This is a genomic window from Asticcacaulis sp. P4_H10, from assembly GCF_056400965.1.
In genome coordinates, this window is the sequence record NZ_JBFUKH010000001.1 from 879,476 (window position 1) to 902,542 (window position 23,067).

A 23,067-nucleotide genomic window follows, 5' to 3' on the forward strand; every position below is an offset into this window, starting at 1 on the left:
CCTTTAGAAACGAGATTACTGAACAGGCCCATGTTTCAGAGAATACACAATCGAACCTGAACCCAGCCTGAACGGGTTAGTTATCTGTTAAGGTATTGGCGCAATGGCGAAAAATGTACCTTTCGAGGTAACGCCGAACCAGCCGTCGCGCGGCTTGGCCAGTGCCAGCAGATCGCGTGCCGAAGCCGGCGTTAGACGCGCGTCGAGGCCATTTCGAACCCTGATATAGGGACGGACGGCCCCATCCGCATCGGTCTCGAAACGCAAAGGATGGTCGGCATCCGCAGTGACCACATCGCCGACTTGGGTGTGGAATACCAGGGCGTCATCCTCTTCGGTCATGGCGACGGCCAGGAAGGGGACATCATCGACCACGAGCCCGACTTTCTCGACGGGCGTGATGAGAAAATAGCGGTCGTCTTCGCGGCGCAGGATGCGGGCGAACAGCCGGACCATGGCCGGGCGTTCAATTGGCGTACCGTTGTAGAGCCAGACGCCGTTGGCTTTGATCCGCATATCGATGTCGCCACAAAAGGGCGGGTCCCACTGATCGACGGGCAGGTCGCTCGCGGGGTGCTCACCGTGGTCGCGGTAGAAGTCTAGCAGACCGGTCACGCCGAACACTGGCGCATCGCTTCGGGCTCGGCGGTCTCCGGCTGGCCTGAACGCAGAAGTTCGACCCACAGGCGGGCAATATCCTGAACGGCGACATAGGCTTCATCGACGACGCCCGTCAGCAGGTCGAAACCGAGCGGCAGGGTATCGTAGCGGCGATAAACCACAGACGTACGCGCGGTAATCAGGCGCTTGACGAAGGCTTCGGTCTGCGTCGCAAGAGGATCCAGCCCGGCCGAGACCGCCATGGTGCGCGGCTGGCCGACCAGCAGGTTTTCCAGCGCGGGCGAGATACGCGGGTCGGTCAGGTCGGTGCCTGCGCCGGCATAGTGGCCGATCAGGGTCTGGATGTCGTCGCCGGCAAAGGGCCAACTGCCGGCTGCGTCATTGTCCTTCAGGCGTGGATCGCTGAGATCGACCAGCGGGGTGATCAGCAGTTGCGCCACAGGCAGGGGCTTGAATTCGCGTTTCAGATCGATGCACAGGCGTGCTGCCAGGTTAGCGCCGGTGAGGATGCCGCCGATCGCGACTGCGCCATCGCGCGCACCCAGCCGCCGGGCATTGGCCTGGGCCCAGGTCAGGGCATCGCGGGCGTCGTCAAAGGCAGCCGGGAAACGATGTACCGGCGCCATGCGCAGTTCCGGAATGAAGATCGGACAGCGGGCCTCAAACGCCAGCGCCGCACAAAAGGCACGCGACAGTCCTGGCCCACCCAGGACGCCGCCGCCTTGGGGGAAGAAGACAAGCAGGGGCGCATCGGCGGAAATAGCGGCCGGCCGGATCAAGAGGCCGCGTACAGTCTCGCTGGTGACGTCTTCAACCTTGACCCTGGCCTGCGACGGCAGGCCCAGAAGCGCCGCGGTTTCCGCCCATTCCTGCCGCGCCTGTTCCAGCGTCTTGCCGTGCAGGGTCAGGGGCATCGCATCGCCCTTGGCGAAATAGCCGCGCCACAGAAACTGGATCTGCGGGTCGAGCGTCCGGCCGTCCTTGTAGACAACACCGCCGCCCGCCAGAAAGCGCAGCATGGCCGGCGGCAGGGTCAGAACCGTTTTCAGCAGCCGCTGACGCAGCAGGGAAGAACGCATGGGAGGCTCGTAAAGTCTGGTCGGGAACATAATGCGGTTAGGTTGAACCGTAATCATGCTCCGGATTTTTGTGTTGTCGCGATATGCTAAAAACCGCTGCGCACTTTTTGGCATATCGCTCTGACGGCAGATTAGCACCTTCCGCTGCCGGACAAACACCTAACTGCACGCAATTATTTCCGACTGGAGTGGGCGAGGTGGGACATTTTCGCCATTTCCGCTGAAAAATTGCGGTAATTGGAGGCGTGCCCCCAGGGAATACGTTGACCGTTTTCAAAAGCACTGGCTTAATGATGCCACAATTCGTTACTCCGGCTGCCTGAGATTCAGGGGACAAAGGGATGGCGGAAACGCCCCTCAGAGGCTCCGACTGCTGCTACCGAGACCACGATTGTAAGCGGCAGGTCACTTCCGCGACTCGATAACAGCTCGATCATGAGGAGAGCAGCACATGGCCGAAGGTACGGTCAAATGGTTCAACAGCACCAAGGGCTTTGGTTTTATCCAGCCCTCCGATGGCGGCAATGACGTTTTCGTTCACATTTCGGCCGTTCAACGCGCCGGACTGCAAGGTTTGAACGACGGTCAGCGCGTCTCTTACGAACTTCAAAACGAGCGCGGCAAGACGGCTGCGGTCGATCTGAAGGCGCTTTAAGCCGTTTTGAGGTAAAGCTTTGAAAGCCGTCCGCCATGCGCGGGCGGCTTTTATGCTTTGGGCGTGTGCGCCAGCAGCGTCCTGACGTCGGCCGGCTTGAGATCATCCTCGCGATAGTCGCGCAGGGATTTCGAGCCCTTGCGCTTGGCCAGGCGCCGGCCTTCGTCGTCCAGCAGCAGGGCGTGATGGTGATAGACCGGCGTGGCTAAGCCCAGCAGGGCCTGCAGCAGGACCTGGGTGTGGGTGGCATCGAACAGGTCGTGGCCGCGGACAATGTGGGTGACGCCCTGGCGCGCATCGTCAACCACGACCGCCAGGTGGTAGGCAATGCCGATGTCCTTGCGGCCGAGGACGACGTCGCCATTGATCTCGGGCCGGGCAGGGTGCGTGCCGGGGGCGTGCGAGGTTTCGACAAAAGTCAGTTCATCGTAGCGGCTGCCAAGATGCTTGCGCGCCGCTTCCAGCGACAGACGCCAGGCCGTGTTTGTCGCCCCCTCGCCGGGCTCGGACGGCGCGGTTTCCTGCGGCGCGCTTAACGCGGCTTCGATTTGCTCCTTGCGGGTGCGATGATCGGCATAGACGACACCCAGCGCGATCAGCCGTTCCAAGGCGTCCTTATAGTCGGCAATATGATCGCTCTGGCGCAACACCGGCTCCGGCCAGGTCAGGCCCAGCCAAGCCAGATCTTCGTAAATGCCAGCCTCGAATTGCGGCCGGCAGCGCGTGTGATCGATGTCCTCGATGCGCAGGATGAACTGGCCGCCGTGCGTTTCCGCGACCTCATGAGCGGTCAGCGCGCTGTAGGCGTGGCCGAGGTGCAGATAGCCGGTCGGGGAGGGCGCAAAGCGCGTTCGCCAGGTCATGCGGCTGCGATGTCATAAAAAATTCGATTTGCAAAGGCGGGAATCGGGTTCACAGTCCTCCTGTGGATAATATGCGTGCAGAAGGAGCCTGGTCTTCAAACACTGCTTATCAAACGTCCCGATGAAACATGTCTGGAGGCTTCCATGCATGTTGTGAAAAGTCCGCCGCACGACTGGCGCGCCCTTGTGCTCAATGCCGATTTCCGGCCACTGTCCTACTATCCTCTGTCGACCAAGCCGTGGCAGGACGTCGTCAAGGCCGTCTTCGAAAACCGCGTCGATGTGGTCTCGACCTACGATATCGAAATCCGCTCGCCGTCGCTGAAGATGCGGCTGCCCAGCGTCGTGTCGCTGAAGACCTATATCGACCAGAACCGCCCGCCGGCCTTTACCCGCTACAATGTCTTCCTGCGCGACGGCTTCCGCTGCCAATATTGCGGATCGCCGCATGAGCTGACGTTTGACCACGTCGTGCCGGTCAGCCAGGGCGGCAAGTCGAGCTGGAACAATATCCTGACAGCCTGTGCCCCGTGTAACTTGCGCAAAGGGGGAAAAACACCCGTCCAGGCGCGCATGATGCCGACAAAAAATCCACACCGGCCGACAATGTTTCATCTGCAGGATTTAGGGCGTCGTTTTCCCCCTAACTATCTGCACGAAAGTTGGATAGACTACCTGTATTGGGATACGCCTCTGGAGGCGTAACCTCGCGCATTCCAAAAAATGCTTCAGTCTTTCTTTGGGCGGTTTTTGGGATAAAATGCGCGAAAAGGTATGACTTCGGGGGAAGGTGCCGGCGCTCCCACATCCGCTGGCGCTCAGAGACGAGCATGGCATAGAAGATGTCACCTGTACGGTTTGAGATGGACCGGCGCGCCTTTGGCGTCGTCAACTTTGCCCGGTCAAAAGGGCAGACAAAGTTCGCCATGGAGCCTTTGCAAAAGGCGATCGAGGCGACGCTTGGCGTTCGTGTCACTGCCAGGCGCGAAACGCTGTTTGGCCCCAAGATTTACAGCTTCACCTTCATGGGCGAGACAGTGAAGGTCCGCCCGACCGACAGCGGCGATGCGCGGCTGGATCTCGGCATGGTTGATGACGAAGTGCGCGAAACCCTGCTCGAGCACATCCGCCAGAGCTACGATTTCCAGGGCCGCTAGAGCATTATTCCAAAAAATGTGCAGCGGTTTTTGGCTAAATATCTCGACAAAACAAAAACCTAGAGCATGATGGCGGCTCGACCTAAACGCATCATGCTCTAATTCGATTTATCGGCGCGTTCGTCGATGACCTTTTCCAGCAGGCCGATCAGCCGCGTAATGTCTTCCTGGCGCATCAGGTCGATCTTGGCGTGCAGCGCCTCGATATCCATTTCCGCCTTGCAGTTGACCTTGTAGTCCAGTTCCGCCTTCTGCCGGTCAATGGTGGACTGCCGGTTCTGCGCCATCATGATGATGGGCGCGGTAAAGGCCGCCTGGAACGACAGGACCAGATTGAGCAGGATGAACGGATACGGATCCCAGTGATTGATCCAGGCCGTTACGTTAAGGACAATCCAGCCACACAGGATGAGCGACTGGATGATGATGAAATTCCACGATCCGACAACCGCCGCGATCCTGTCCGAGACGCGGTCGCCAAATGAGGTTTCCGACGGCGTGTGGCGGCGCAGGCTAAAGGCGCTGTGGTCGTGCATCAGATTTTCTCGCTGATCCGGATGGCCAGCCGGCAGCCGGTCTTGATAACGGCCGACAGCAGCGGATAGCCGGTGGCTTCGCGGGCGCCCTGGTCGACGGCGCGGTCGTGATGGCCCAGTTCATCGTCGCGGAACTGGCTGAGCCTGGCCGCAAGTTCCGGATCGGAGGCCTCGACGTCGCGGATCTGGTCGGCATAGTGCTCGCCAATGACGCTTTCGACGGCTTCGGTGCAGGCGTGTGCGGCCTTTTCACCGAGCAGCGCGGTGCCGACACCCAGGCCCAGGGCCGCCAGGCGCCAGACCGGCGTCATCAGGGTCGGGCGGACCTGCTTTTCGCGCATCAGCGCCTCAAAAGCGTCGAGGTGGACCTGCTCCTCGCCTTCCATATGCTTGAACTGCTGGGCCAGGGCGTCATTCCTGGTGCCGTTGAAGACCGCCGCCTGGCCGCGATAGATATGGACAGCAGCCAGTTCGCCGGCGTGATCGACCCTGAGGATTTCCGCCAGGCGATCTTGCGTTTCGCCGGAACCGGGACGGGGAGGTACTGGCGGACGGTCCATGGCTTAGTTCCTGTAGTAGGAGGGCCGTGCCTTGCGGAAACGCACCGAAGCGATGAGGCTTAAGATGGCAAGCACAGCCGAGAGGATGGCATTATATCCTGCCATACTCAGGCCGAACATACGCCATGCCGCGATGTCGCACTGAGGCGGTTTTGTTGTCGCACCCGCCAGGAAGGCGGCCATCTGGTCGATGCTGATTTCGGTGCCGTCGGACGTACAGGTCTGGGGGCCGCGCCACCAGTCCCATTCAACACCCGCATGGTATCCTGCCATCACGGCGCCAGTGGCGAAGATGGCAAACAGAACGAAGGAGAAGACGCGCGGCGGGCCCTTGGCGCCGGTAAACAGCGCCCAGACGCTGGCCACCAGCGACACACCGACCGCCATCCAGTAGATGTCGCGCTGCTTGAGGCACAGGTGGCAGGGGTGCAGGTGGCCGAACAGCTGGAACGACCAGGCGGTCGCCAGCATGGCCAGCGAGACGACCAGCGCGGTGATGCTCCACCAGCGGCTGAAGGCTAGGGCAAGCTTGGTGCCGCCGATCCGGGATCTCAGGGTCGTCATGTATCGCTTTGTTAAAGTGTCCCGCTAATGGGGAATGAACTTCAGTGCGATGATTCCTAGCACGATCAATGCCACGGCAATAGTACCGACAAGATAGAAACGTTTTTCAATCAGTTCGGTGATTTCCGCGCCATAGCGTTTGCATGCCCACGCCACCAGGAAGAAGCGTGCGCCGCGCGTCACCGCGCAACTGAAGAAGAACACCGCCAGGTTCATTTTCGCCAGGCCCGAGGCGATGGTCACAAGCTTGAACGGTATGGGCGTCAGTCCCTTGGCCAGAATAACCCACATGCCCCACTGTTCCATGAAGGCGTGGAAGCTGTCGAGTTTCTTGTCGTAACCAAAGACACCCAGGATAGCCATGCCCACTGGCTGCAGGAAGTAGCCGATGGCGTAACCGAACATGGCGCCGACGACCGAGGCGATGGTGCAGGTCAGGGCAAAACGATAGGCCTTGTCGCGCTGCGCCAGAATCATCGGGATCAGCATGACGTCGGGCGGAAGCGGGAAAAAGGAGCTTTCGGCGAACGAAACGACCGCCAGGCCCTTTTCGGCGTGCTTGCCGCCGGCCAGTTTGAGCATCCAGTTGTAGAGCTTGCGCGGCGATTCGAGCAGCCAGCGCAGCGGCCCCGGAAGGCCGGCAAATTGATCGGGATTATAGGGAGGCGGGGTGTGGGCCACGGTCACGTCTTTGATTTGTTGGGGTAAGCAAGTCTTAGCAGCAGTTACTGCGCTTGTCGCGATTGCGAAACGATGGCGAGTGAAATTTTTTCGCACTGCGGCATTGGTATACGATTGGCCAAGATATAGCGTGAATAGACAATGCCTTAACAATAACTCATTTGTCATTGCCCGCCATAAAGGCCATTGTGCAGGCTCAGGGAAATTATGACCCTACGCTGGGACATTTACAGATCATGACACACGGTACGCTTACGCTCGACGAATATATGCCTTACCGCCTGGCGGTGGCCTCTAACGCGGTGAGCACGCTGATTTCGGTTGCCTATGAAAGCCTGTACGGCCTCAAGATTCCAGAGTGGCGCCTGATCACCATCCTGCGCGAGGACGGCCCGTCGACGCAGCAGGCGCTGGTCAAGCGCGCCGGCATGGACAAGGTGACGATTTCGCGCGCTGCCCAGGCCCTGGCCAAGCGCCGATTGATCACGCGCGCCCCGCACGAGCACGACGGCCGGTCGCACCACCTGATCCTGACGGCCGAGGGCGAGCGCCTGTTCGCCGACGTCGCTCCGGCGGCCATCGAATACGAAAAAGTCATGCTGGCCGAGTTTTCGCCGGACGAAGTGTCTCAGTTCAAGACACTGCTGCGCCGCGTCGAAGAGGCCGCCATCAAGGCTCAGAACGGCAAATAGATATATAAGCGGCCAGCCTGAAAGCCACACTGACGGGGGAAAAGGTGGCCAAGGGCTCGGCATTTGCGCGAACCGGAGTAGCACAGGTCAAAGCAATCTGTTAACCTTCCTGATTGACAGGGGTTTTGCCTTCGTGGAACCTCTCACATCGTCAAACTGCGTCAGGTCCGGCCAAGCGCCGCGGCAAAGGGAAAGGAGGGGCTCCCGATATGGACGAAAGGTTCGATTCGCCGGCCTTGAGCGATTTCCCCGCCGATGCGCCCCCAAGCCATGATTGGGTAGTCTGGCTGCTGACCGTGCTGTTTGTCGTCGGTCTGACGGCTGTCCTGGTCATCGTATTCAAGCGCGCCGAGCGCCGTGCCGCCAGTGGCGCCGCCATCGATGAGCGAGCCAAGGCCGTCATGCACTTCCTGTCGCCCGGCGCCAAGGCGCCGATGAACAGCCAGATCGACATGGCGATCAAGAGCCGCGCCGCCATCGAATCGCAATTTGGCGAGACGCTGAAGCTCAGCAACGCCTTGTCGAAGATTACCGGCCAGCTGAACGGCGCCGTCGAAGGCACCGACAAGAAGCCCTATGTGCCGAAAGGCGCGGGCGGCCCTGCCCAGATCAATGGCGGCACCTATATCAATATCGCCATCGGCGCCGACGGCCAGCTTCAGCCTGCCGCCGCACCACCGGCTGCCGCCGCCAAGGCCGAGAAGGTGCCGATGACGCCGGAAGAACAGAGCACCGCCATCTGGTTCGCGGTGCAGAAGCTGTTCGACTACTGGAAAAACCTGATGGTCGTCACCGAATCCTATCGCGCCGCCTTGCGCCAGCTGACGGATTCGCCGCCTTGGGTGCCGCCGCAGGAAGGGCCTGTCGCGCCCGGCAAGAAGGCGCACTGATCATGCGGCACGGCGAAGGCTTTGACGAACCATTCAGCGACACACCGCCCGATGCTGCCTATGGCGGCGATTACGGCGCATCGTTCGACGCGCGCCTGCTGATCGGCCTTATCGTCCTGTTCCTGGTCGTGGTCGGGCTGTTCTTCCTGGCCGACTATTTCGGCCGCCGCCATGGTCGCCAGAAGCTGATCACCCAGCGCAAGGCTTCGGCTCGGGCCATCTATGAGAGCGTGCGCTGGTATCTCGACCGTGCCCTGAAATCGTCGGGCTCGGTGATCATCGAGCGCGGCCGCGAAGTCGCCGAAGTGCTCAATGCCCGCCTGGGTTACGTGACCGACCTGTCGTCAAAGCAGTACAAGCTGTTCGTCGATCTCAAGGGCGCGCTGGAAGGCATGAAGGACTCTGCGCCGGCCGATACGACGCCCAAGGTACCGGTGGCCCTGGCGACCGACCAGCACCAGTATCGCGTCTGGAAAGCCTTGCAGGCGCTCGACGATTTCTGGAAGGCCAAGGACGAGAAGGGCCATTTCGTTGTTGTCGGCATGATCGAGGCGGCACAGCGCGAACTGTCGACCGTTCCGCTGAAAGCCGCCGAGCCGAAGGCCTCTGCGGCCTCGCGCCCGATTGTCTGGCCGGTTAAGAAGGCCAAGGCCGCTGCCGTGGCGGCAACGCCTGCGCCCGCTCCGGCGCCAGAGCCCGCGACGGATGAAACACCGCCGGAGCCGACACCGCCTCCGCCGCCTCCACTACCGCCGAAAAAGACCAAGGTGCTGCCGGCGCATAAGCGGAATATGCTGGCGTAGTTAGGTGTAAGCTTACAAGGCCCTGAAGCCCAGACTTCACCCAAGACAGCATCTTCCACCAGCCGTCGAAAGGGGCTGGCGCTTTTACGGCGTCCAGATTTTGCAGCGACTACAATTTAGATGAGATGGTGCCCCCGGTCGGACTCGAACCGACACACCTTGCGGTACTCGATTTTGAGTCGAGCGCGTCTACCAATTCCACCACAGGGGCCTGAGGCGTCAGAGCGTGGTTTGATAATGAACTTCGCCGCCGCGTGCAAGCGCTTTACAGCGTCTTCCACATCTTCACATGCGGGATGGTCACTTCGGTGAAGACGACGCCATCAGTCACATAGCCCAGGCGCGCGTAGAAGGCCTGCGCTGTCTGGCGGGCGGCGAGGACGATTTCGCCAATGCCGTTGCGGCGGGCGTGGTCCTCAAAGAATGCCACCAGTTGCGCGCCGATATTACGGCCGCGCATGCCTTCAGAGACCGCCATCTGGCGCAGCTTTACCTTGCGAGATTCATAAGGTGTCATCACCACCGTGCCGACAAGGCGACCGCCGTCGAAGGCGGCCAGGTGGGTATCGGCGGCTTCGCGCGCCAGGTCTTCGGCCGAGAAATCGAGGCTCAGCGGCGTGCGCAGGATGGCGCGGCGTAAAGCGACGGCGGCCTCGTAGTCCGGCGTGCCGTAGCCAACGACGCGGATATCCAGGCTCATTCGAACGGCGCCAGTTCCGCCTGGACGCGCTTGGTCAGGGCTTTGCGAATAATGCGATAGGATTCGGCGATGCGGTGTCGAACTTCGGCTTCCGGCGCATCGGTCGGCAGACGGACCCACGACCTGTGCATGTAGGGCGCGCGTTCAGCCGTACCGCTTTCGACGAGTATTTCGGCGGTCTCAACGTCCGGTGTCTTGACGGACACGCCTTTGTCGATGGCGCCGGTGACGGCGAACATCTTGCCGCCGACCTTCCAGCAGTCGTGACCGCCGCCCCAGGGATCTGAGACCTCGGCGCCGGGCAGGGTCGCACAAAACGTGTTGACGAAATTCTGGCTCATGCTCATCCTCCGCTTGCAGAACTTGTAGGCGCAGCGACGATTGCGCGCAAGGAGGGGGAAATGGAGACAGGAGCCGAACACAGACATCCGGCGCGGCTGGATATGGCGGTATTTGCCGTGAAGGCGAGCCTGCTACGGATGCGGCGCGGCGTAATCGACTTGAGCAGCGGCGCGCGTCCTCTTAAGCGCGTGGACAATCCGTGCGGCGAGCTTTTGTCCGAGGTCGTCACCGCGCTTTATACTGATGACGATGTCAATGAACGTGCCCTGCAACTGGGCAAGGTGCAGAACCTGCGGGTCGCGGCCCAGAGGCTGAACGGCATAACCATTCCGGCCGGCAAGGTCTTCAGCTTCTGGGCGCATATCGGCCAGCCGACGCGCGCCAAGGGTTTTGTCGAAGGCCGCGAATTGCGCCAGGGCTGCATCATGCCGACCCTGGCTGGCGGCCTGTGCCAGATGTCGAACAGCCTCTATCGCGCGGCCCGGGAGGCCGGCTGCGAGATCGTCGAACGCCATGGTCATACGGCGGCGATTCCGGGCTCACCCTTTCCGCCGGGTGAGGACGCCACCGTCTTCTGGAACTATGTCGACCTGCGTTTCCGTGCCACCCGCGCCATGAGTTTAAGCGTCAAGCTCGATCGCGACAGCCTTATCGTCCGGCTGGTTGGCGCATGAATACGCATTCGCCGCAAAGCTGCGCCACCTGCGAGCGCCAGGATTGTCACCTGAGTTTCGTCAGCCGCGACATCGCGCCGGTGGCCGAGCGCGTGGCCTGGGTCGTCGATCGTTCGTGGCCGGAATATCGCCGCTTCGCCGCGGCGCAGATGAAGCCCGACGATCAGCTTCTGTCGCCCGGCCTGTTCGGACGACGCCTCGGCGCCTATGACTGGCAGGCCGGGGAGGTGCGGGCAGGCATGGCGACATTGCAACGTCACCTGATGCTGCGTCAGGTGGCGACGGCCCGTGGCGCGGTTCGTCAGGCGGCCTATCTCAAGGCCGACGAAGTCTTGGCGGCGGCACTGGTGCGCCATATCGACTATCGCGCCCAGCACCTGGTCATAAGCCAGGTCTTCCTGCCTTATCTGTGGCGCGATGGTGTGTTGGGCGGCCGCAGCTTCGATGTGCTGATGACGCGCTATCCGCTGGCGGAGCTGCACGCGCGGCTGGACGAGGTGGCGCTTGACCATGGTGACAGCCCGACGATTGCCGATTTCCGCGCGCCCGATGCCCTGGTTGAGCTTGAGGCCGAGGCGCTGGCGGCCGCTCGTCGTGTTATTACCCCGCATCACGATATCGCCGAGCGCTTCGGTGATCGCGCTGTCTGGCTCGACTGGGAACCGCCGGCGCCGCAGACGCGCCGCGAAGGCACGCGCACGGCTTTTCTCGGGCCGGTAATCACGCGCCAGGGCGCTCATGTCGTGCGCGACATGGCGAAGTCCCTGGCCCAGCCGCTGATCGTCTTCGGCACCGAGCTGGAAGGCGCAGGCTTCTGGGACGCGGTGCCGGTAGAACGGCGCAGCTTCGGGCCTAACTGGCTGGATGATATCGCAGCCATCCTGCATCCGGCGGCCGTAACGCACGAGCCGCGCCGGCTGGTTGAAGCCGTGGCGCATGGCGTCACCATCTACGCCGCGCCGTCGTGTGGTCTGGCGCCGGGACAATACCGGCCACTCGATCTGTTCGCGGTGGCCTGAATGCGCCGGGGGCCTTGGATATGGGTTGCCTTGATCCTCACGCTTCTGGTGGCCGTCTGGCGCTGGTTCTCCCACGCGCCGCCATGGCGCGAAGGCGACCTTGTTTTTCACACGTCGCGCAGCAGCCAGTCGACCGCCGTTGGCGTAGTGACGATCCGCTGTGACGCATATGGCGTCTTTATACCGACGCGCGTTATAGCAGCGGAAACGCCACGAGGAGCCAGCGCATGAAGTCCGTCGCCATCACCGTCTTGTCCCTGTCAGTCGCAATCGGGCTTTCGGCCTGTTCGCCAAAGGTGGCGACGGATCATTCGGCGAGTGCCGCGGCGGAATCGGCGGCTGTTTCCATGGCGACCGCGCCGGCTGTCTCTGTGGCGGCCATCGATCCCTCCGCCTTTACGGGCAAATGGACGGGCCCCGAGGGCACGGCGCTGACCATCACGCCACAGGGCGCCGATTATAAAGTGACGGTCCAGAACCTCGACGGGCCGCGCGACTTTGTCGGCACGGCGGCGGATGGCGGCATCCAGTTCATCCGCGACGGCCAGACCTTCGTCATTCGTCCCGGCAGCGGCGAGGAAACCGGTATGAAATGGCTGGCGGACAAGGATAACTGCCTGATCGTTGCGCCGGGCGAAGGCTTCTGCCGCAGCTGACCTGTGCGGTAATTTACGCCGGTTAGACGCCTGAAGCCGTGCGTGTTAGGCTCATCCCAGACAAGGGGAGGGGCAATTCATGCGCCAAATCAATACCGTCATATCCGCCGGCTTGCTGGCCGGGCTGTTAGACATCATCGACGCCTTCGTATTCTTCGGGGCGCGCGGCGCCAATCTGATGCGCATTCCGCAATCGATCGCCAGTGGCATCATGGGCGATGCGGCCTACAGCGGCGGCTGGATGACGTTTTCGATAGGGCTGGGCTTGCACTTCGCGATGGCGGTGGCCATGGCCTTTGTCTTTTACCTGATCGCGAAGATGGTGCCGGCCGTCCGGCAGGCCTTGACGGTGTCGGGGCTGGCCTATGGGCTGGGCGTATGGGCCGTTATGACCTATCTTGTCCTGCCGATGTCGCACTTCAAAGGTGGTCAGAACCCGCACTTTCCGCCGGACCTGGGCCCGCAACTCTATAACGCCCTGTTCGCGCACATGGTCCTGGTTGGGCTGACCATTGCCTGGGTCCTGCGCGGCGCGCTGAAAAAGGCTTGATCGGCTAAGCTTCGGCCTGTACGGCGGGTGATCTGATTGAAAGGGACCCGTCATGGCCGAGGATGAAGACGAAATCGTCGTAAAGGATTCGAACGGCACTCGCCTTCAGGACGGCGACAGCGTCACCCTGATCAAGGACCTTAAGGTCAAGGGCTCCGGCGGCGTAACGCTCAAGCGCGGCACCCTGATCAAGAATATCCGCCTGACGCATGACGAGGCCGAGATCGAGTGTAATGCCGACAAGGTCAAGGGCCTGGTCCTGCGCACCGAGTTCCTGAAAAAGGCCTGAGGCGAAGCCGGCGCGCGCATCTGCGGTTTTGGTGCGCCAGTTTTCCAATAAACTGATAATCTTGCGGCAGAATCGGTCCGAGAGAACGAGACCGATGCAGGCAATGTTTTGAAAGTTGAGTTTATGGAAAAGGCCGTGGCCATCGACGTTACCTACGCCCGGGCGCAGGACAAATCCGAATGGCTGCCGCTATGGCGCGCCTATCTCGACTTCTATAGCAATCCGCTGCCCCAGGAGGTGACGGACACGACCTTTGGCCGGTTCATGGATGCGCGTGAGCCCATGGTCCTGCTGCTGGCGCGCGAGGGCAAGGAGGTCCTGGGCTTCGTCACCCTGGTCATGCATCGCTCGACGTGGGCGCGGACCTACTACGTCTATCTCGAAGATCTGTTCGTCGCGGAAAGCGCACGCGGCAAGGGCGTGGGACGCCGGCTGATCGAGGCGGTGATTGAACACGCCAAGGGGCGCGATTGCGAGCGCGTTTACTGGGTCACCCACGCGCACAACGAGACCGCCCGCAAGCTCTATGACAAGCTGGCGAGCGATCCGGGATTTGTGACGTATTTCGCCAAGCTCTGAGTTTATTTCAGGGCTTCCCCCAGCCTGGCCAGGAAGGCTTCCGGCTGGTCAAGCATGACGAAGTGGCGGCTGGCGGCGACGCCGGTGAAGCTGACCGTGGTCATTCCCGTATATTGGGCCTTGTAGAAGGCGTCGGTCGATGCCGCCGTCTGGCCGACCGTTTCGTCGTAAGGATAGAGCATGACCGCCGAAGTCTGGATGGCTTTAAGGTCCGGACGCAGGTCGATGGTCATATCTTCGTAAAAGGCGCGGGCAAAGACGCTGCGATCCGAGGCGACACTCCAGCCGGCGACCAGTTGCTGGTTCTCGAATGAGGTTGTCAGGCGCACTACACCGGCATTCTGCTGTATGGCAAAGGCGTCGGCGGAGCCATTGATCATGTTGTCGCGCGCCATTGCGGCCATCGGCTTCATGTTTTCGACATTGGCCTGCGGGTTAAAGATGACGCCGGCAAAGGGCAGGGCATCGACGATGACGATCCTGGCGGTATCTTCGGGGTGCGCCTTGGCCAGCATCAGCGCCATCAGGCCGCCCATGGAGTGGCCGACGACGGTTGGGGCTTTCAGCTTTTTGGCCTTGATATAGGCGTCGAGTGCTTTGACCGACGGGGCAATGACGTCGCCCGTGGCATTGGCGCCGGCCGGTTCACCGGCAAAACCCGCGATGTTCAGGACGTGCAGACGGTACTGGCCCTTGTAGCGTTCTACGGTCGTGTTCCAGACGGCGCGGGAACTGCCGAGGCCGGGAATGAGGATGACGTCAGGGCCAGAGCCCGTGACCTCGACGCTGAAGCGCGCTTCGGCTGCGGTGGGGAAGGGGACGGTTTCAGCCTTTGCCTTGCCAAACCACCCGTTGGCAACGGCGATGGCGATGAAAATGCCCATCATAACGGCAATGGGCATGCCTTTGCGTGGGGCTTTGCGGGGCTCTGACATTTGGGTTTCTCCTGTGTTTGGATAAGGCAGCAGCGTTCGCGCGCTGCCGGGTGCGTTGGGATGCGGGACTGTGTTGAACTGAACTCAGGCCGGTTTCAGCCGGTAGGGATTCTCGAAGATCTCTTCGACGGGGCGGTCGAAGACGCCTGAGATCTTGTAGGCCAGGTCGAGCGAGGGGATGTGCTTGTCGGTTTCAAGCGCGATAACGGCTTGGCGCGACACCCCCAGCTGGCCGGCGAGGTCGGCCTGGGTCAGGCCTTTCTCGGTGCGGAATTCGCGAAGATACTGTTTCATTGCACGTTCCTGTAGACAAGGCTCGACAGGCCGAACAATCCCCACCACAGCGCGTAGACCAGGTAGAGCGAGAACTGGTGCGCCCCGGCATTGTCTTCCAGGAAGCCCCAGGCCGTGCAGATAAACAGGGTCAGGCCGGTGGCCAGGATGAAGCGCTTGGTAACGACGGCGCGAACGTATTCATCGACCTTGTCGATATAGCGCAGGAAGACCCAGATGGTGCCGCCGACCGGCAAGGCCGGCAGAACGGCAAGGGCGTAAAGCAGGGGGCCGGTTGGTTTTTGCGCCTGGATGGTCAGAATCGACAGGAAGAGGGCGGCGGCATAGAGCGCCATGAAGCCCATTATGCCGAAGGTGTATCGGGTATTGACGGACTGAGGGATCATTGGATGCGGCTGCTTTTGTAAGGGGCTGAGGAACCATCGATGTAAGGCTGACCTTACATGCAAGGTGATGTAATGTCAACCTTACATCTATAAAAATGTAAGGGAGACCTTACATCGTTGCCGTGCTTGGTTTTCCATAGTTTTGCGGCTAGGCTGCGGGCAACTGATGACGGAGGATGCGTGCATGTGGAAGGTGCTTGCGACCGGGATTGCGCTTATGGTCGTGCCCATGGCGGCTGCGGCGCAGTCCGATCCGGCCGATACCGCGCGAATCGCGGCGCTGGAAGGCCGGCTGGCGGCGCTTGAAGCACGATTGGCGGTCGACGCCGGTCGAAACGTTATACTGAGCGCGGACAAGGACCTGATCGTGCAGGGCCGGGCGCTGAAGGTCTCGGCCCAGGATGCGACATCCGTGACCTCCGGAAAGACTTTGGTATTGAGTTCCGGCGACGATATCATCATCCAGGCCGGCAAGGCGAAGCTGACCTTACGCAAGAACGGTGTCATCGAACTGAGCGGAAGCGATATCATCATCAGTGGCGAGCGGTCGGTGACGGCAAAGCAGGCCGGTGACGTCGTGCTCAAGGGCAGCAAGATCGGCCAGAACTGATCGAACAAGAGGGGCGGCATGTCGGCGAACGTCATTGCATTTAAAAAACGGGAAAAGCCAAAGGCGGCCGGCGGCGAAGGAAAGCGTCTTGAGGCGCTCGATATCCTGCGCGGCCTGTGCGTTATCGGCATGATCCTGGTCGCCTATGCCGGTGACTGGGCGAGCCGTTTTGGCGTGCTGAACCACGCCGATTGGCAAGGCCTTGTCCTGGCCGATATGATATTCCCGGGCTTCCTGTTCTGCGTCGGCGTGTCCCTGCCAATGTCATTCGCGGCGCGCTCTGCCCGCCAGACGAAAGCGCAGCTGTTCGTTCACGTCTTGTGGCGCGCGGCGGCGTTGATCGTACTGGGCATGGTGTTGAACTTCGTGGCCGATCCACATCCGGAGGGCTTCCGGCTGCCGGGCATCCTGCAACGTATCGGCCTGTGCTACGCCTTGGCGGGAGGCTTAAGTCTGGTCCTGGGGCGCAAGAGCGACCATGACTTTACTGTGCCCGGCTGGCCGGTGGCCGGCACGATCGCGGTGCTGGTGGCGGGTTATGGGGCGTTGCTCACTCTGTGGAGCGGATCGAATTGTGCCGGCGCCTGTTTCGACCCGGTGCATTCGCTGCCGGCGGTTGTCGATCGCGCCGTCTTTACCCCTGCCTATATGTGGAATTGGGGCCTCAGCGACGGCATTGTGACCTACGATCCGGAAGGCTTGGTGTCCACGCTCGGCGCGCTGGTCAATGTCCTGGCCGGTGTGCTGGTTGCCGGTTATGTCCGCAGCCATGGCATCAAGGCCAGCCTGGTCGGCCTGCTCCTGCTCGGCCTGTTGCTGGCCCTGGCCGGCCTGGGCATGAACGGCGAAATCCCGGTCATCAAGAAGATATGGACGCCAAGCTTTGCCCTGGTGTCGGCCGGGTTCAGCATTGTCATCTTCGTCGTGCTGGCCGTGTTGGCGGATGTGTTGAAAGCCGGGCGGTTCGCGACCTTCGCCAAGGTCTTCGGCGCCAACGCCACCCTGGCCTTCGTGCTGATTTGTCTGTTTGACGTTGTTCTGCAATTGCCGCTGCTGGCGGGCGTCAGCCTCCACGATGCAGCCGCGGCGCAACTTGGGGCGATCATTCCCGAAGCGCGTGTGGCGTCGCTGACCTATTCGGTCATACTGGTGCTTTTCATCGGCCTGATCCTGTGGCCGCTCTATCGCAAGCGCTGGTTCCTCAAGCTGTAAAAAAAAGCGCCCGGGGATTTCCGGGCGCTTTTCTAATTTGCAATGCCTGCCGAGGCTTATTTCTCGTAGGGCAGGCCGACCTTGCCGCTCGCCGCCTGGATGGTCACGACAACCGTTCCTTCGTGCGAAAAGACGCGGCTGTGTGTGCCTTCGACGCCGCGTTGCGTCGAGTAGCTGTAGCCGTAAGAATAGGCGGTCGCCGGCGAATAGCCTTGGGTGACGTTGATGCGAGTCTCAAGCGTGGAGACAGCCTTGCCGACCAGGCGGTGATTCGACTGCACCAGGATGTAGCGCTCGTCCACCATCGGCTTGAGCTGAACGCCCAGGAGGTTGCCCAGAATGACCAGGCGATCGTCGCCGAAGGTGCGGGTGACCTTTCCGTCAGCGTTGAGCACGCTGATGGTCGGCGCAAAGGTGCGGATGGCTTCCTGAGCGCCGCCGACGGTGACGGTGTGGTTTTCACCGTGGGCCGGAAGGGCGTAGACGACGTAGTTCGCCTTGGCAGCCTCGGCACCGACGCAGGGCTTGGCCGCGTCCACCTTTGTCGCCACGGTGTTGTATGCGGCCTTTTTGACCGGCATCAGCGAGATGGCATCCTTGGTCGACACGTCGCTCTGGCAGGTCTTGCCCGACAGGTCCGTGACGGCTTCAGGTGGCGGCGGTGGCGGCGTGGTCGCGCACGCCTGCAGGAGCAGGACGGGCGCAACCATCAGGGCAAGTCTGGACAGCTTCATGGCCTTGACCTTACTTCAGCAGTTGTGCGGTCGCGTAGGCCGAAGCGATCAGCGCCTTGCGCAGGCCTTCGGCGGCCTTGACCGGATTGGCTTCGATGGCTTCAACGCTTTCGAAGCCATAGGCTTCGTCGGCGGGGATGTTGACGGTCAGCTCGCCCGGTACGACGGCGTTATATTCGACGTGGTTGTCGAGCAGGATCTTGGTCGAGTCCTTGGCGTCGTACATCTTGACGGAAATGACAACGTAGGGGCGCCACATCTTCGTGCCGCCGACCTGCTGATAGCCGTAGCCGTGGCCGTTGACGTCCAGCAGGGCGGTGCCGTCCTTGGCGTCGGTCTGCTTGGTTGCGACGATCATGGCGCGGTTGGTCTCGCGCTTGATCTTGGCAGCCGAAACGTCATAGCTCTGGTTCTTCAGTTCGGCCTCGAAGGCCTCGTCGAAAATAGCTTCGCCGTCGAACTTTTGCGTGGCCAGCGCCGTGTTGATCTTCTTGTTCTGGCCAGCGGCGATACCGGCCTCTATGCTGGCGGCGGCAACGCCGACCACCAGGCCGGCTAGGCCCAGGCCGCTGGTGCTGGCGGAGATGTTCTGGCCATTGGTCGCCAGTTTGCGGACGGCGGGCGTTTCGGGGAAGGCGTCTTCGACGACCTGGATGGTCGAAATGCCCGAGGTGGCGTGGTCGAACGGCGTGGGACGGTACGGCGTTCCACACGCGCTCAACATGGCCATAAGTGCGACCGATACCAGAATCTTCTTCATGTGTGTTTCCCCTAAGTCGTTGGATGCTTCCAGGCGTATTGTCGCCTGAATTAAATCAATTGCGCTGAGCGGCCTATGGACGATCACGCCGCGGCATCATGCCGGCACCGCGAGGCCAGAAGCGTGGTCCAGACGCAAAAATGCGCCTGCGACAATGATGTGTGATATTCCCCCATTCGACCGTAACTAACTACGGTCGCTACGTTTTTCCGCCCCATGCAGCCATGAGTCATATCTCAGTGAGCGGTGTCTAACAAGATAGAAACAATTACCGGGGGAATGGGTTGCGCGAACCGTGATATGTAAATATAGTACTGACTGGTCAGTACGGAATTTAAACATGTCTGAAACTCCCAAATCTACACGTGCACGCCGCGCCGCCCCTGAGGTGCGCCAGGCGGATATACTCGACGCCGCCTTGGCGGAATTCGCCCGGCACGGGTTCGAAGGTGCGCGTATGGAGGATGTCGCCCGGCACGCCCATGTGTCGAAGGGCACGGTATATCTGTATTATCCGACCAAGCAGGCCCTGTTCGAAGCCCTGGTGCGTCGGGACATTGCGCCGCGCGTGGCGGCCGCCGTGGGCATACTTAAGGACTACGACGGTCCGCTGGAACCGGTGCTGATGGGCGTCGCACAGATGGCGTCGGTCGCAATCCGCGACGGCCGGTTGCCGATCTACCCCAAGCTGATCATCGCCGAAGCCGGGCGCTTTCCGGATCTGGCCGTCTTCTATCGCCGCGAGGTGGTGGGACAGATGCTGGAGGCGATGACAGCCTTGTTCGGCCGCGCCCTGGCACGCGGGGAAATCTCCGGGGTGACGGCGCAGATGGCGGCGCACCTCGCCATCGCCCCGGTCCTGAAGGCGGTCTTGTGGGACCTGGTGTTCGGCAAGATCGACGAAGAGCCGTTCCCGCCCGAACCCTATCTGAAGGCGCACGTCCAGGTTTTCCTGCGCGGCCTGAACCATAAGGACCCGTCCAATGCGTAAACTGGCCCTGATAAGTCTGCTGGCCCTGGCGGCTTGCACGGAAACGCCAGGTGACACCTACAGCGGCTATGTGGAAGCGCAAACCGTGACTGTCGCCGCGCCCCAGGCGGGGTGGCTGACGGCCGTGGCGGTCGATCGCGGCGATGCGGTGCGGCGCGATCAACCCTTGTTCAGCCTCGATGCCGCCCAGGCCGGGCACGCACTGGAAGGGGCGGCGCTTCGCGCTGAGGCTGCCGCTGCGACGGCGCAGGACCTGACGAAGGGGGCGCGTGAAGCTGAGATTGCGCCGCTGATCGAGCAGCGCAAACAGGCTGCGGCGCAACTGGAGCTGGCGCGGTCCAACCAGGCGCGTTACGCGCAACTGGAGCCCAAGGGCTTTGTGTCTGCGGCGCAGATGGACACGGTGCGCGCCGCGACGCGGTCAGCCGAGGCGGCGGTCGGTTCGCTCGACAAGCAGATCGCCGATCGGCGGCTGGCGGCGCGTGACGATCAGCGTCTGGCAGCCGAGGCCCAGGCTCGGGCGAGCCAGGCCGATGTCGCGCAAGCCGAATGGACGGTCGGTGACCGCGACGTGAAGGCACGGCTTGAAGGCCGTGTCGAGGAGCGTTTGCGCGAACCGGGTGAGTTCGTGGCGCAAGGCGCACCGGTTCTGACCGTGTTGCCCAAGGGGCGGCAGTTTGTGCGTTTTTATGTGCCGCAGGCGGACCTGGCCAGGTTCACGGTGGGTAAGGTGGTCAAGGTGACCTGCGATGGTTGCGCCGCCGGTTTGACCGCAAAGGTGCGCTATGTGTCGCGCGAGGCCGAGTTCACCCCGCCGATCATCTATAGTGTGCGCGAACGTCAGAAGCTGATGTTCCTGATCGAGGCAACGCCGGCCAAGCCTGAGGCATTGCATCCCGGCCAGCCGGTTGATGTGGCGCTGTGAGATGGAGAAGGCTGTACGCAATTTAGCTTTTCCTTCCCCGTTTACGGGGAAGGTGGATTTTGGCGGCGCTAAGCCGCCAAAAGACGGAAGGGGGATACGTCAGCGGCCGCAAGGTCCTGTCTGGCGTGAATGTGGCTTTCCCCCTTCCGTCACGCCGCTGACGCGTCGCGCCACCTTCCCCGTTCACGGGGAAGGAAGGAGTGGTTGTGATGTCTGAGCCCCAATCTGATCTTGCCATCGACGTTCGCGGGCTGACCAAGACCTTTGGCAAGCGCACCGCTGTCGATCATGTCGATATCGCCATGCCGCGCGGACAGGTCTGGGGCTTCCTGGGGCCCAACGGCTCGGGCAAGACAACGACCATCCGTATGCTGTGCGGGCTAATCAAGCCCGACGCGGGGCAAGGCACCTGTCTTGGCTACGACATCCTCAAACAATCGCGCGAGATCAAGCGTCAGGTCGGCTACATGACGCAGAAGTTTTCCTACTGGGAGGACTTGTCGATCCGCGAGAACCTGGAATTCGTCGCCAATCTCTACGGCATCAAAAACCGCCGCCAGGTTATCGACCAGGCGCTGGAGGACCTGGGGCTGACCACCCGCCAGAAACAACTGGCAGGGACTTTATCGGGCGGCTGGAAACAAAGGCTGGCGCTGGCCGCCTGCACGCTTCACGACCCGAAGATGCTGATGCTGGATGAGCCGACCGCCGGCGTCGATCCGCAGGCGCGGCGCGATTTCTGGGACCAGATCCACCGCCTCTCGGCCCGGGGTTTAACCGTGCTGGTTTCGACCCACTATATGGACGAAGCCGAGCGCTGCGACCAGATCGTCTATATCGCCTATGGCAAGCTGATGGCACAGGGGCGTGTCGAGGACATCATCGCAGACAGTGGGCTTTATACCTATGTTGCCGAAGGCGCAGGCGTGCGCGAACTGATGGAAAAGCTGCGCGGCAAACCCGGCGCCGACCATATCGCCTACTTCGGCAACGCCCTGCACGTTTCCGGCGGCGATGCCGTTGCCCTGCGCAAACTGGTTGCGGATCACTCTGGATTGCCCGGTATTTCCTGGCACGAAATGCGGCCAAGCCTGGAAGATGTTTTCATCCACCTAATGGGCCAATCCACCGATAATGGAGGAGGACGGTAATGTTCGCACCTTTGCGGCGCATCGGCGCCATCCTCAACAAGGAGTTCATCCAGATCGTCCGCGACCGGCTCACCTTCGCCATCATGCTGGTCCTGCCGATTCTGCAACTGGTGCTGTTTGGCTTTGCCATCAATTCCGATCCGCGCCACCTGCCGACCGTGCTCTATCTGGAGGACGATTCCGCTATCGTTCGTTCGCTGGCGTCGGGCCTGCAGAATTCGAGCTATTTCGATATCCGCGAGCGCGTGACCAGTGCCGATGCCGCCACCAAGAAGCTCCAGAACGGCGAGGCGGCCTTCGTCATCACCGTGCCGGCTGGCTTTACGCGCGACATGCTGCGCGGTGACCGGCCGCAATTGCTGATCGAGGCGGATGCATCCGACCCTTCGGCGGCGTCGAACGCGGTGGGCATGATCCAACTGATCGTCCAGTCATCGCTGAAGCGTGATCTGACCGGCCAATGGGCGTCGCTGGCGCAGGGGGCGCCGCCGGTCGATATCGTCGTCCACCGCAAATATAACCCCGAAGGCATATCGCAGTACAATATCGTGCCGGGCTTGTTGGGCGTCATCCTGACCATGACCATGGTGATGATCACCTCGATAGCCATGACGCGTGAGACTGAACGCGGCAATATGGAAAATCTGCTGGCCATGCCGGCGCGGCCATGGGAGGTCATGGCCGGCAAGATCTCGCCTTACGTCGTGGTCGGCGTCGTCCAGACCCTGATCGTGCTGCTTGCTGCGCACTATGTCTTCCACGTGCCGTTCATCGGCTCGCTGTGGCTGTTGAGCATCGGTGTCGGCCTGTTCATCATCGCCAACCTGGCCGTGGGCTTCACCTTCTCGACGGTGGCGCGAACTCAGATGCAGGCCATGCAGATGACCTTCTTCTTTTTCCTGCCGTCGCTCCTGCTGTCGGGCTTCATGTTCCCGTTTCGTGGCATGCCGGAGTGGGCGCAGGCGATCGGCCAGGTCTTTCCGCTCACCCATTTTCTGAGGATCGTACGCGGCGTCATGCTGAAAGGCGCCGACTGGGCCGCCATGTGGCCCAGCATCTGGCCGATCCTGGTCTTTATCGCCGGGGCGACCACCATCGCGATGATGCGCTACCGGTCCACTTTGGACTGAGATTTTTGCTTGGTCGTGATCTTCAAACC

32 protein-coding genes and 1 tRNA gene are annotated in these 23,067 nt (G+C 61.6%); 18 read left to right on the top strand and 15 right to left on the bottom strand.

Annotation, left to right across the window (positions count from 1 at the left end; genetic code table 11):
* Positions 1–87: 87 nt before the first annotated feature.
* Positions 88–615 (bottom strand): DUF1285 domain-containing protein, encoded by a 528-nt coding sequence (locus AC1DON_RS03775; protein ID WP_476933390.1) that lies wholly within the window; start codon positions 613–615, stop codon positions 88–90.
* On the bottom strand, positions 612–1,700 hold the full coding sequence (locus tag AC1DON_RS03780; RefSeq protein ID WP_476933391.1) for an alpha/beta hydrolase fold domain-containing protein: 1,089 nt from the start codon (positions 1,698–1,700) through the stop codon (positions 612–614). Before AC1DON_RS03780 ends, AC1DON_RS03775 begins: the two co-directional genes overlap by 4 nt.
* A gap of 451 nt (positions 1,701–2,151) precedes the next feature.
* Between AC1DON_RS03780 and AC1DON_RS03785 the strand changes: the two genes are divergently transcribed.
* Positions 2,152–2,355: a cold-shock protein gene (locus tag AC1DON_RS03785; RefSeq protein WP_476933392.1), complete on the top strand. Its 204-nt coding sequence runs from the start codon at positions 2,152–2,154 to the stop codon at positions 2,353–2,355.
* A 50-nt stretch (positions 2,356–2,405) separates the two neighbouring features.
* Here AC1DON_RS03785 and gluQRS read toward each other — a convergent pair whose 3' ends face one another.
* On the bottom strand, positions 2,406–3,218 hold the full coding sequence (gluQRS, locus tag AC1DON_RS03790) for a tRNA glutamyl-Q(34) synthetase GluQRS (RefSeq protein ID WP_476933393.1): 813 nt from the start codon (positions 3,216–3,218) through the stop codon (positions 2,406–2,408).
* Between the two features lie 144 nt (positions 3,219–3,362).
* Between gluQRS and AC1DON_RS03795 the strand changes: the two genes are divergently transcribed.
* Complete coding sequence (locus tag AC1DON_RS03795; protein WP_476933394.1) at positions 3,363–3,923, top strand: HNH endonuclease; 561 nt, start codon at positions 3,363–3,365, stop codon at positions 3,921–3,923.
* A gap of 137 nt (positions 3,924–4,060) precedes the next feature.
* Positions 4,061–4,375, top strand: a complete 315-nt coding sequence (locus tag AC1DON_RS03800; protein WP_476933395.1) for a hypothetical protein — start codon at positions 4,061–4,063, stop codon at positions 4,373–4,375.
* Positions 4,376–4,473: 98 nt separating this feature from the next.
* Here the strand turns inward: AC1DON_RS03800 and AC1DON_RS03805 are convergent, their stop codons facing one another.
* The 4 genes from AC1DON_RS03805 to AC1DON_RS03820 are packed head-to-tail and all read right to left on the bottom strand — an operon-like array spanning position 4,474 to position 6,617.
* Positions 4,474–4,911, bottom strand: a complete 438-nt coding sequence (locus AC1DON_RS03805; protein ID WP_476933396.1) for a DUF1003 domain-containing protein — start codon at positions 4,909–4,911, stop codon at positions 4,474–4,476.
* Positions 4,911–5,471 carry a demethoxyubiquinone hydroxylase family protein gene (locus AC1DON_RS03810; protein WP_476933397.1) on the bottom strand — a complete coding sequence of 187 codons (561 nt, stop codon included), beginning with the start codon at positions 5,469–5,471 and terminating at the stop codon, positions 4,911–4,913. Before AC1DON_RS03810 ends, AC1DON_RS03805 begins: the two co-directional genes overlap by 1 nt.
* Before the next feature lie 3 nt (positions 5,472–5,474).
* Positions 5,475–6,035: a disulfide bond formation protein B gene (locus AC1DON_RS03815; RefSeq protein ID WP_476933398.1), complete on the bottom strand. Its 561-nt coding sequence runs from the start codon at positions 6,033–6,035 to the stop codon at positions 5,475–5,477.
* 24 nt (positions 6,036–6,059) lie between these two features.
* Positions 6,060–6,617 (bottom strand): YqaA family protein, encoded by a 558-nt coding sequence (locus AC1DON_RS03820; RefSeq protein ID WP_476933484.1) that lies wholly within the window; start codon positions 6,615–6,617, stop codon positions 6,060–6,062.
* A 335-nt stretch (positions 6,618–6,952) separates the two neighbouring features.
* Here AC1DON_RS03820 and AC1DON_RS03825 point away from each other — a divergent pair, with 335 nt between their 5' ends.
* From AC1DON_RS03825 to AC1DON_RS03835, 3 genes are all read left to right on the top strand, one after another.
* Positions 6,953–7,408 (top strand): MarR family winged helix-turn-helix transcriptional regulator, encoded by a 456-nt coding sequence (locus AC1DON_RS03825; RefSeq protein ID WP_476933399.1) that lies wholly within the window; start codon positions 6,953–6,955, stop codon positions 7,406–7,408.
* 209 nt (positions 7,409–7,617) lie between these two features.
* On the top strand, positions 7,618–8,298 hold the full coding sequence (locus tag AC1DON_RS03830) for a hypothetical protein (protein WP_476933400.1): 681 nt from the start codon (positions 7,618–7,620) through the stop codon (positions 8,296–8,298).
* Positions 8,299–8,300: 2 nt separating this feature from the next.
* A complete protein-coding gene (locus AC1DON_RS03835; protein WP_476933401.1) occupies positions 8,301–9,101 on the top strand; it encodes a hypothetical protein in 801 nt (266 codons plus the stop codon).
* 126 nt (positions 9,102–9,227) lie between these two features.
* Here AC1DON_RS03835 and AC1DON_RS03840 read toward each other — a convergent pair.
* The 3 genes from AC1DON_RS03840 to AC1DON_RS03850 all read right to left on the bottom strand — a co-directional run bounded on the left by AC1DON_RS03840 (position 9,228) and on the right by AC1DON_RS03850 (position 10,142).
* A tRNA-Leu gene (locus AC1DON_RS03840) sits at positions 9,228–9,312 on the bottom strand.
* A gap of 54 nt (positions 9,313–9,366) precedes the next feature.
* Positions 9,367–9,801, bottom strand: coding sequence for a GNAT family N-acetyltransferase (locus AC1DON_RS03845; protein ID WP_476933402.1), 435 nt, complete (start codon positions 9,799–9,801; stop codon positions 9,367–9,369).
* Positions 9,798–10,142, bottom strand: coding sequence for an MmcQ/YjbR family DNA-binding protein (locus tag AC1DON_RS03850; RefSeq protein ID WP_476933403.1), 345 nt, complete (start codon positions 10,140–10,142; stop codon positions 9,798–9,800). Before AC1DON_RS03850 ends, AC1DON_RS03845 begins: the two co-directional genes overlap by 4 nt.
* Before the next feature lie 60 nt (positions 10,143–10,202).
* Here AC1DON_RS03850 and AC1DON_RS03855 point away from each other — a divergent pair, with 60 nt between their 5' ends.
* The 6 genes from AC1DON_RS03855 to AC1DON_RS03880 all read left to right on the top strand — a co-directional run bounded on the left by AC1DON_RS03855 (position 10,203) and on the right by AC1DON_RS03880 (position 13,910).
* Positions 10,203–10,817 carry a VanW family protein gene (locus AC1DON_RS03855; protein ID WP_476933404.1) on the top strand — a complete coding sequence of 205 codons (615 nt, stop codon included), beginning with the start codon at positions 10,203–10,205 and terminating at the stop codon, positions 10,815–10,817.
* Positions 10,814–11,836 carry a hypothetical protein gene (locus AC1DON_RS03860; protein ID WP_476933405.1) on the top strand — a complete coding sequence of 341 codons (1,023 nt, stop codon included), beginning with the start codon at positions 10,814–10,816 and terminating at the stop codon, positions 11,834–11,836. Before AC1DON_RS03855 ends, AC1DON_RS03860 begins: the two co-directional genes overlap by 4 nt.
* A gap of 227 nt (positions 11,837–12,063) precedes the next feature.
* Complete coding sequence (locus AC1DON_RS03865) at positions 12,064–12,492, top strand: hypothetical protein (protein ID WP_476933406.1); 429 nt, start codon at positions 12,064–12,066, stop codon at positions 12,490–12,492.
* Positions 12,493–12,571: 79 nt separating this feature from the next.
* Positions 12,572–13,042, top strand: a complete 471-nt coding sequence (locus tag AC1DON_RS03870; protein WP_476933407.1) for a hypothetical protein — start codon at positions 12,572–12,574, stop codon at positions 13,040–13,042.
* A gap of 52 nt (positions 13,043–13,094) precedes the next feature.
* The gene (locus tag AC1DON_RS03875) at positions 13,095–13,331 is read left to right on the top strand and encodes an alkylphosphonate utilization protein (RefSeq protein WP_476933408.1); all 237 of its coding nucleotides are present in this window, start codon (positions 13,095–13,097) and stop codon (positions 13,329–13,331) included.
* Positions 13,332–13,466: 135 nt separating this feature from the next.
* Entirely contained in the window at positions 13,467–13,910 is a 444-nt protein-coding gene (locus AC1DON_RS03880; protein WP_476933409.1) for a GNAT family N-acetyltransferase, read from the top strand.
* Between the two features lie 2 nt (positions 13,911–13,912).
* Here the strand turns inward: AC1DON_RS03880 and AC1DON_RS03885 are convergent, their stop codons facing one another.
* From AC1DON_RS03885 to AC1DON_RS03895, 3 genes are all read right to left on the bottom strand, one after another.
* Positions 13,913–14,845: an alpha/beta fold hydrolase gene (locus tag AC1DON_RS03885; RefSeq protein WP_476933410.1), complete on the bottom strand. Its 933-nt coding sequence runs from the start codon at positions 14,843–14,845 to the stop codon at positions 13,913–13,915.
* An 84-nt stretch (positions 14,846–14,929) separates the two neighbouring features.
* Positions 14,930–15,139, bottom strand: coding sequence for a helix-turn-helix transcriptional regulator (locus AC1DON_RS03890; RefSeq protein ID WP_476933411.1), 210 nt, complete (start codon positions 15,137–15,139; stop codon positions 14,930–14,932).
* A complete protein-coding gene (locus AC1DON_RS03895) occupies positions 15,136–15,525 on the bottom strand; it encodes a hypothetical protein (RefSeq protein ID WP_476933412.1) in 390 nt (129 codons plus the stop codon). Before AC1DON_RS03895 ends, AC1DON_RS03890 begins: the two co-directional genes overlap by 4 nt.
* Positions 15,526–15,709: 184 nt before the next feature.
* On the opposite strand from AC1DON_RS03895, the gene AC1DON_RS03900 reads away from it, so the two are divergent.
* Both AC1DON_RS03900 and AC1DON_RS03905 read left to right on the top strand, forming a co-directional pair.
* Positions 15,710–16,135, top strand: a complete 426-nt coding sequence (locus tag AC1DON_RS03900; RefSeq protein WP_476933413.1) for a hypothetical protein — start codon at positions 15,710–15,712, stop codon at positions 16,133–16,135.
* An 18-nt stretch (positions 16,136–16,153) separates the two neighbouring features.
* Positions 16,154–17,347, top strand: coding sequence for an acyltransferase family protein (locus AC1DON_RS03905; RefSeq protein WP_476933414.1), 1,194 nt, complete (start codon positions 16,154–16,156; stop codon positions 17,345–17,347).
* A gap of 56 nt (positions 17,348–17,403) precedes the next feature.
* Here AC1DON_RS03905 and AC1DON_RS03910 read toward each other — a convergent pair whose 3' ends face one another.
* Entirely contained in the window at positions 17,404–18,081 is a 678-nt protein-coding gene (locus AC1DON_RS03910) for a hypothetical protein (protein WP_476933415.1), read from the bottom strand.
* Between the two features lie 10 nt (positions 18,082–18,091).
* The gene (locus AC1DON_RS03915; RefSeq protein WP_476933416.1) at positions 18,092–18,841 is read right to left on the bottom strand and encodes a hypothetical protein; all 750 of its coding nucleotides are present in this window, start codon (positions 18,839–18,841) and stop codon (positions 18,092–18,094) included.
* 340 nt (positions 18,842–19,181) lie between these two features.
* On the opposite strand from AC1DON_RS03915, the gene AC1DON_RS03920 reads away from it, so the two are divergent.
* The 4 genes from AC1DON_RS03920 (at position 19,182) to AC1DON_RS03935 (ending at position 23,038) form a co-directional block, all read left to right on the top strand.
* Positions 19,182–19,832: a TetR/AcrR family transcriptional regulator gene (locus tag AC1DON_RS03920; protein ID WP_476933417.1), complete on the top strand. Its 651-nt coding sequence runs from the start codon at positions 19,182–19,184 to the stop codon at positions 19,830–19,832.
* On the top strand, positions 19,825–20,757 hold the full coding sequence (locus AC1DON_RS03925) for an HlyD family secretion protein (RefSeq protein WP_476933418.1): 933 nt from the start codon (positions 19,825–19,827) through the stop codon (positions 20,755–20,757). Before AC1DON_RS03920 ends, AC1DON_RS03925 begins: the two co-directional genes overlap by 8 nt.
* A 209-nt stretch (positions 20,758–20,966) precedes the next feature.
* Complete coding sequence (locus AC1DON_RS03930; protein ID WP_476933419.1) at positions 20,967–21,908, top strand: ABC transporter ATP-binding protein; 942 nt, start codon at positions 20,967–20,969, stop codon at positions 21,906–21,908.
* Positions 21,908–23,038 carry an ABC transporter permease gene (locus AC1DON_RS03935; protein ID WP_476933420.1) on the top strand — a complete coding sequence of 377 codons (1,131 nt, stop codon included), beginning with the start codon at positions 21,908–21,910 and terminating at the stop codon, positions 23,036–23,038. Before AC1DON_RS03930 ends, AC1DON_RS03935 begins: the two co-directional genes overlap by 1 nt.
* Positions 23,039–23,067 lie beyond the last annotated feature (29 nt).

Coding starts and splice junctions, on each gene's coding strand:
- AC1DON_RS03780 (WP_476933391.1), bottom strand. CDS start 1,700: ATGCGTTCTTCCCTGCTGCGTCAGCGGCTGCTGAAAACGGTTCTGACC.
- AC1DON_RS03785 (WP_476933392.1), top strand. CDS start 2,152: ATGGCCGAAGGTACGGTCAAATGGTTCAACAGCACCAAGGGCTTTGGT.
- gluQRS (WP_476933393.1), bottom strand. CDS start 3,218: ATGACCTGGCGAACGCGCTTTGCGCCCTCCCCGACCGGCTATCTGCAC.
- AC1DON_RS03795 (WP_476933394.1), top strand. CDS start 3,363: ATGCATGTTGTGAAAAGTCCGCCGCACGACTGGCGCGCCCTTGTGCTC.
- AC1DON_RS03800 (WP_476933395.1), top strand. CDS start 4,061: ATGTCACCTGTACGGTTTGAGATGGACCGGCGCGCCTTTGGCGTCGTC.
- AC1DON_RS03805 (WP_476933396.1), bottom strand. CDS start 4,911: ATGCACGACCACAGCGCCTTTAGCCTGCGCCGCCACACGCCGTCGGAA.
- AC1DON_RS03810 (WP_476933397.1), bottom strand. CDS start 5,471: ATGGACCGTCCGCCAGTACCTCCCCGTCCCGGTTCCGGCGAAACGCAA.
- AC1DON_RS03815 (WP_476933398.1), bottom strand. CDS start 6,035: ATGACGACCCTGAGATCCCGGATCGGCGGCACCAAGCTTGCCCTAGCC.
- AC1DON_RS03820 (WP_476933484.1), bottom strand. CDS start 6,617: ATGCTCAAACTGGCCGGCGGCAAGCACGCCGAAAAGGGCCTGGCGGTC.
- AC1DON_RS03825 (WP_476933399.1), top strand. CDS start 6,953: ATGACACACGGTACGCTTACGCTCGACGAATATATGCCTTACCGCCTG.
- AC1DON_RS03830 (WP_476933400.1), top strand. CDS start 7,618: ATGGACGAAAGGTTCGATTCGCCGGCCTTGAGCGATTTCCCCGCCGAT.
- AC1DON_RS03835 (WP_476933401.1), top strand. CDS start 8,301: ATGCGGCACGGCGAAGGCTTTGACGAACCATTCAGCGACACACCGCCC.
- AC1DON_RS03845 (WP_476933402.1), bottom strand. CDS start 9,801: ATGAGCCTGGATATCCGCGTCGTTGGCTACGGCACGCCGGACTACGAG.
- AC1DON_RS03850 (WP_476933403.1), bottom strand. CDS start 10,142: ATGAGCCAGAATTTCGTCAACACGTTTTGTGCGACCCTGCCCGGCGCC.
- AC1DON_RS03855 (WP_476933404.1), top strand. CDS start 10,203: ATGGAGACAGGAGCCGAACACAGACATCCGGCGCGGCTGGATATGGCG.
- AC1DON_RS03860 (WP_476933405.1), top strand. CDS start 10,814: ATGAATACGCATTCGCCGCAAAGCTGCGCCACCTGCGAGCGCCAGGAT.
- AC1DON_RS03865 (WP_476933406.1), top strand. CDS start 12,064: ATGAAGTCCGTCGCCATCACCGTCTTGTCCCTGTCAGTCGCAATCGGG.
- AC1DON_RS03870 (WP_476933407.1), top strand. CDS start 12,572: ATGCGCCAAATCAATACCGTCATATCCGCCGGCTTGCTGGCCGGGCTG.
- AC1DON_RS03875 (WP_476933408.1), top strand. CDS start 13,095: ATGGCCGAGGATGAAGACGAAATCGTCGTAAAGGATTCGAACGGCACT.
- AC1DON_RS03885 (WP_476933410.1), bottom strand. CDS start 14,845: ATGTCAGAGCCCCGCAAAGCCCCACGCAAAGGCATGCCCATTGCCGTT.
- AC1DON_RS03890 (WP_476933411.1), bottom strand. CDS start 15,139: ATGAAACAGTATCTTCGCGAATTCCGCACCGAGAAAGGCCTGACCCAG.
- AC1DON_RS03895 (WP_476933412.1), bottom strand. CDS start 15,525: ATGATCCCTCAGTCCGTCAATACCCGATACACCTTCGGCATAATGGGC.
- AC1DON_RS03900 (WP_476933413.1), top strand. CDS start 15,710: ATGTGGAAGGTGCTTGCGACCGGGATTGCGCTTATGGTCGTGCCCATG.
- AC1DON_RS03905 (WP_476933414.1), top strand. CDS start 16,154: ATGTCGGCGAACGTCATTGCATTTAAAAAACGGGAAAAGCCAAAGGCG.
- AC1DON_RS03910 (WP_476933415.1), bottom strand. CDS start 18,081: ATGAAGCTGTCCAGACTTGCCCTGATGGTTGCGCCCGTCCTGCTCCTG.
- AC1DON_RS03915 (WP_476933416.1), bottom strand. CDS start 18,841: ATGAAGAAGATTCTGGTATCGGTCGCACTTATGGCCATGTTGAGCGCG.
- AC1DON_RS03920 (WP_476933417.1), top strand. CDS start 19,182: ATGTCTGAAACTCCCAAATCTACACGTGCACGCCGCGCCGCCCCTGAG.
- AC1DON_RS03925 (WP_476933418.1), top strand. CDS start 19,825: ATGCGTAAACTGGCCCTGATAAGTCTGCTGGCCCTGGCGGCTTGCACG.
- AC1DON_RS03930 (WP_476933419.1), top strand. CDS start 20,967: ATGTCTGAGCCCCAATCTGATCTTGCCATCGACGTTCGCGGGCTGACC.
- AC1DON_RS03935 (WP_476933420.1), top strand. CDS start 21,908: ATGTTCGCACCTTTGCGGCGCATCGGCGCCATCCTCAACAAGGAGTTC.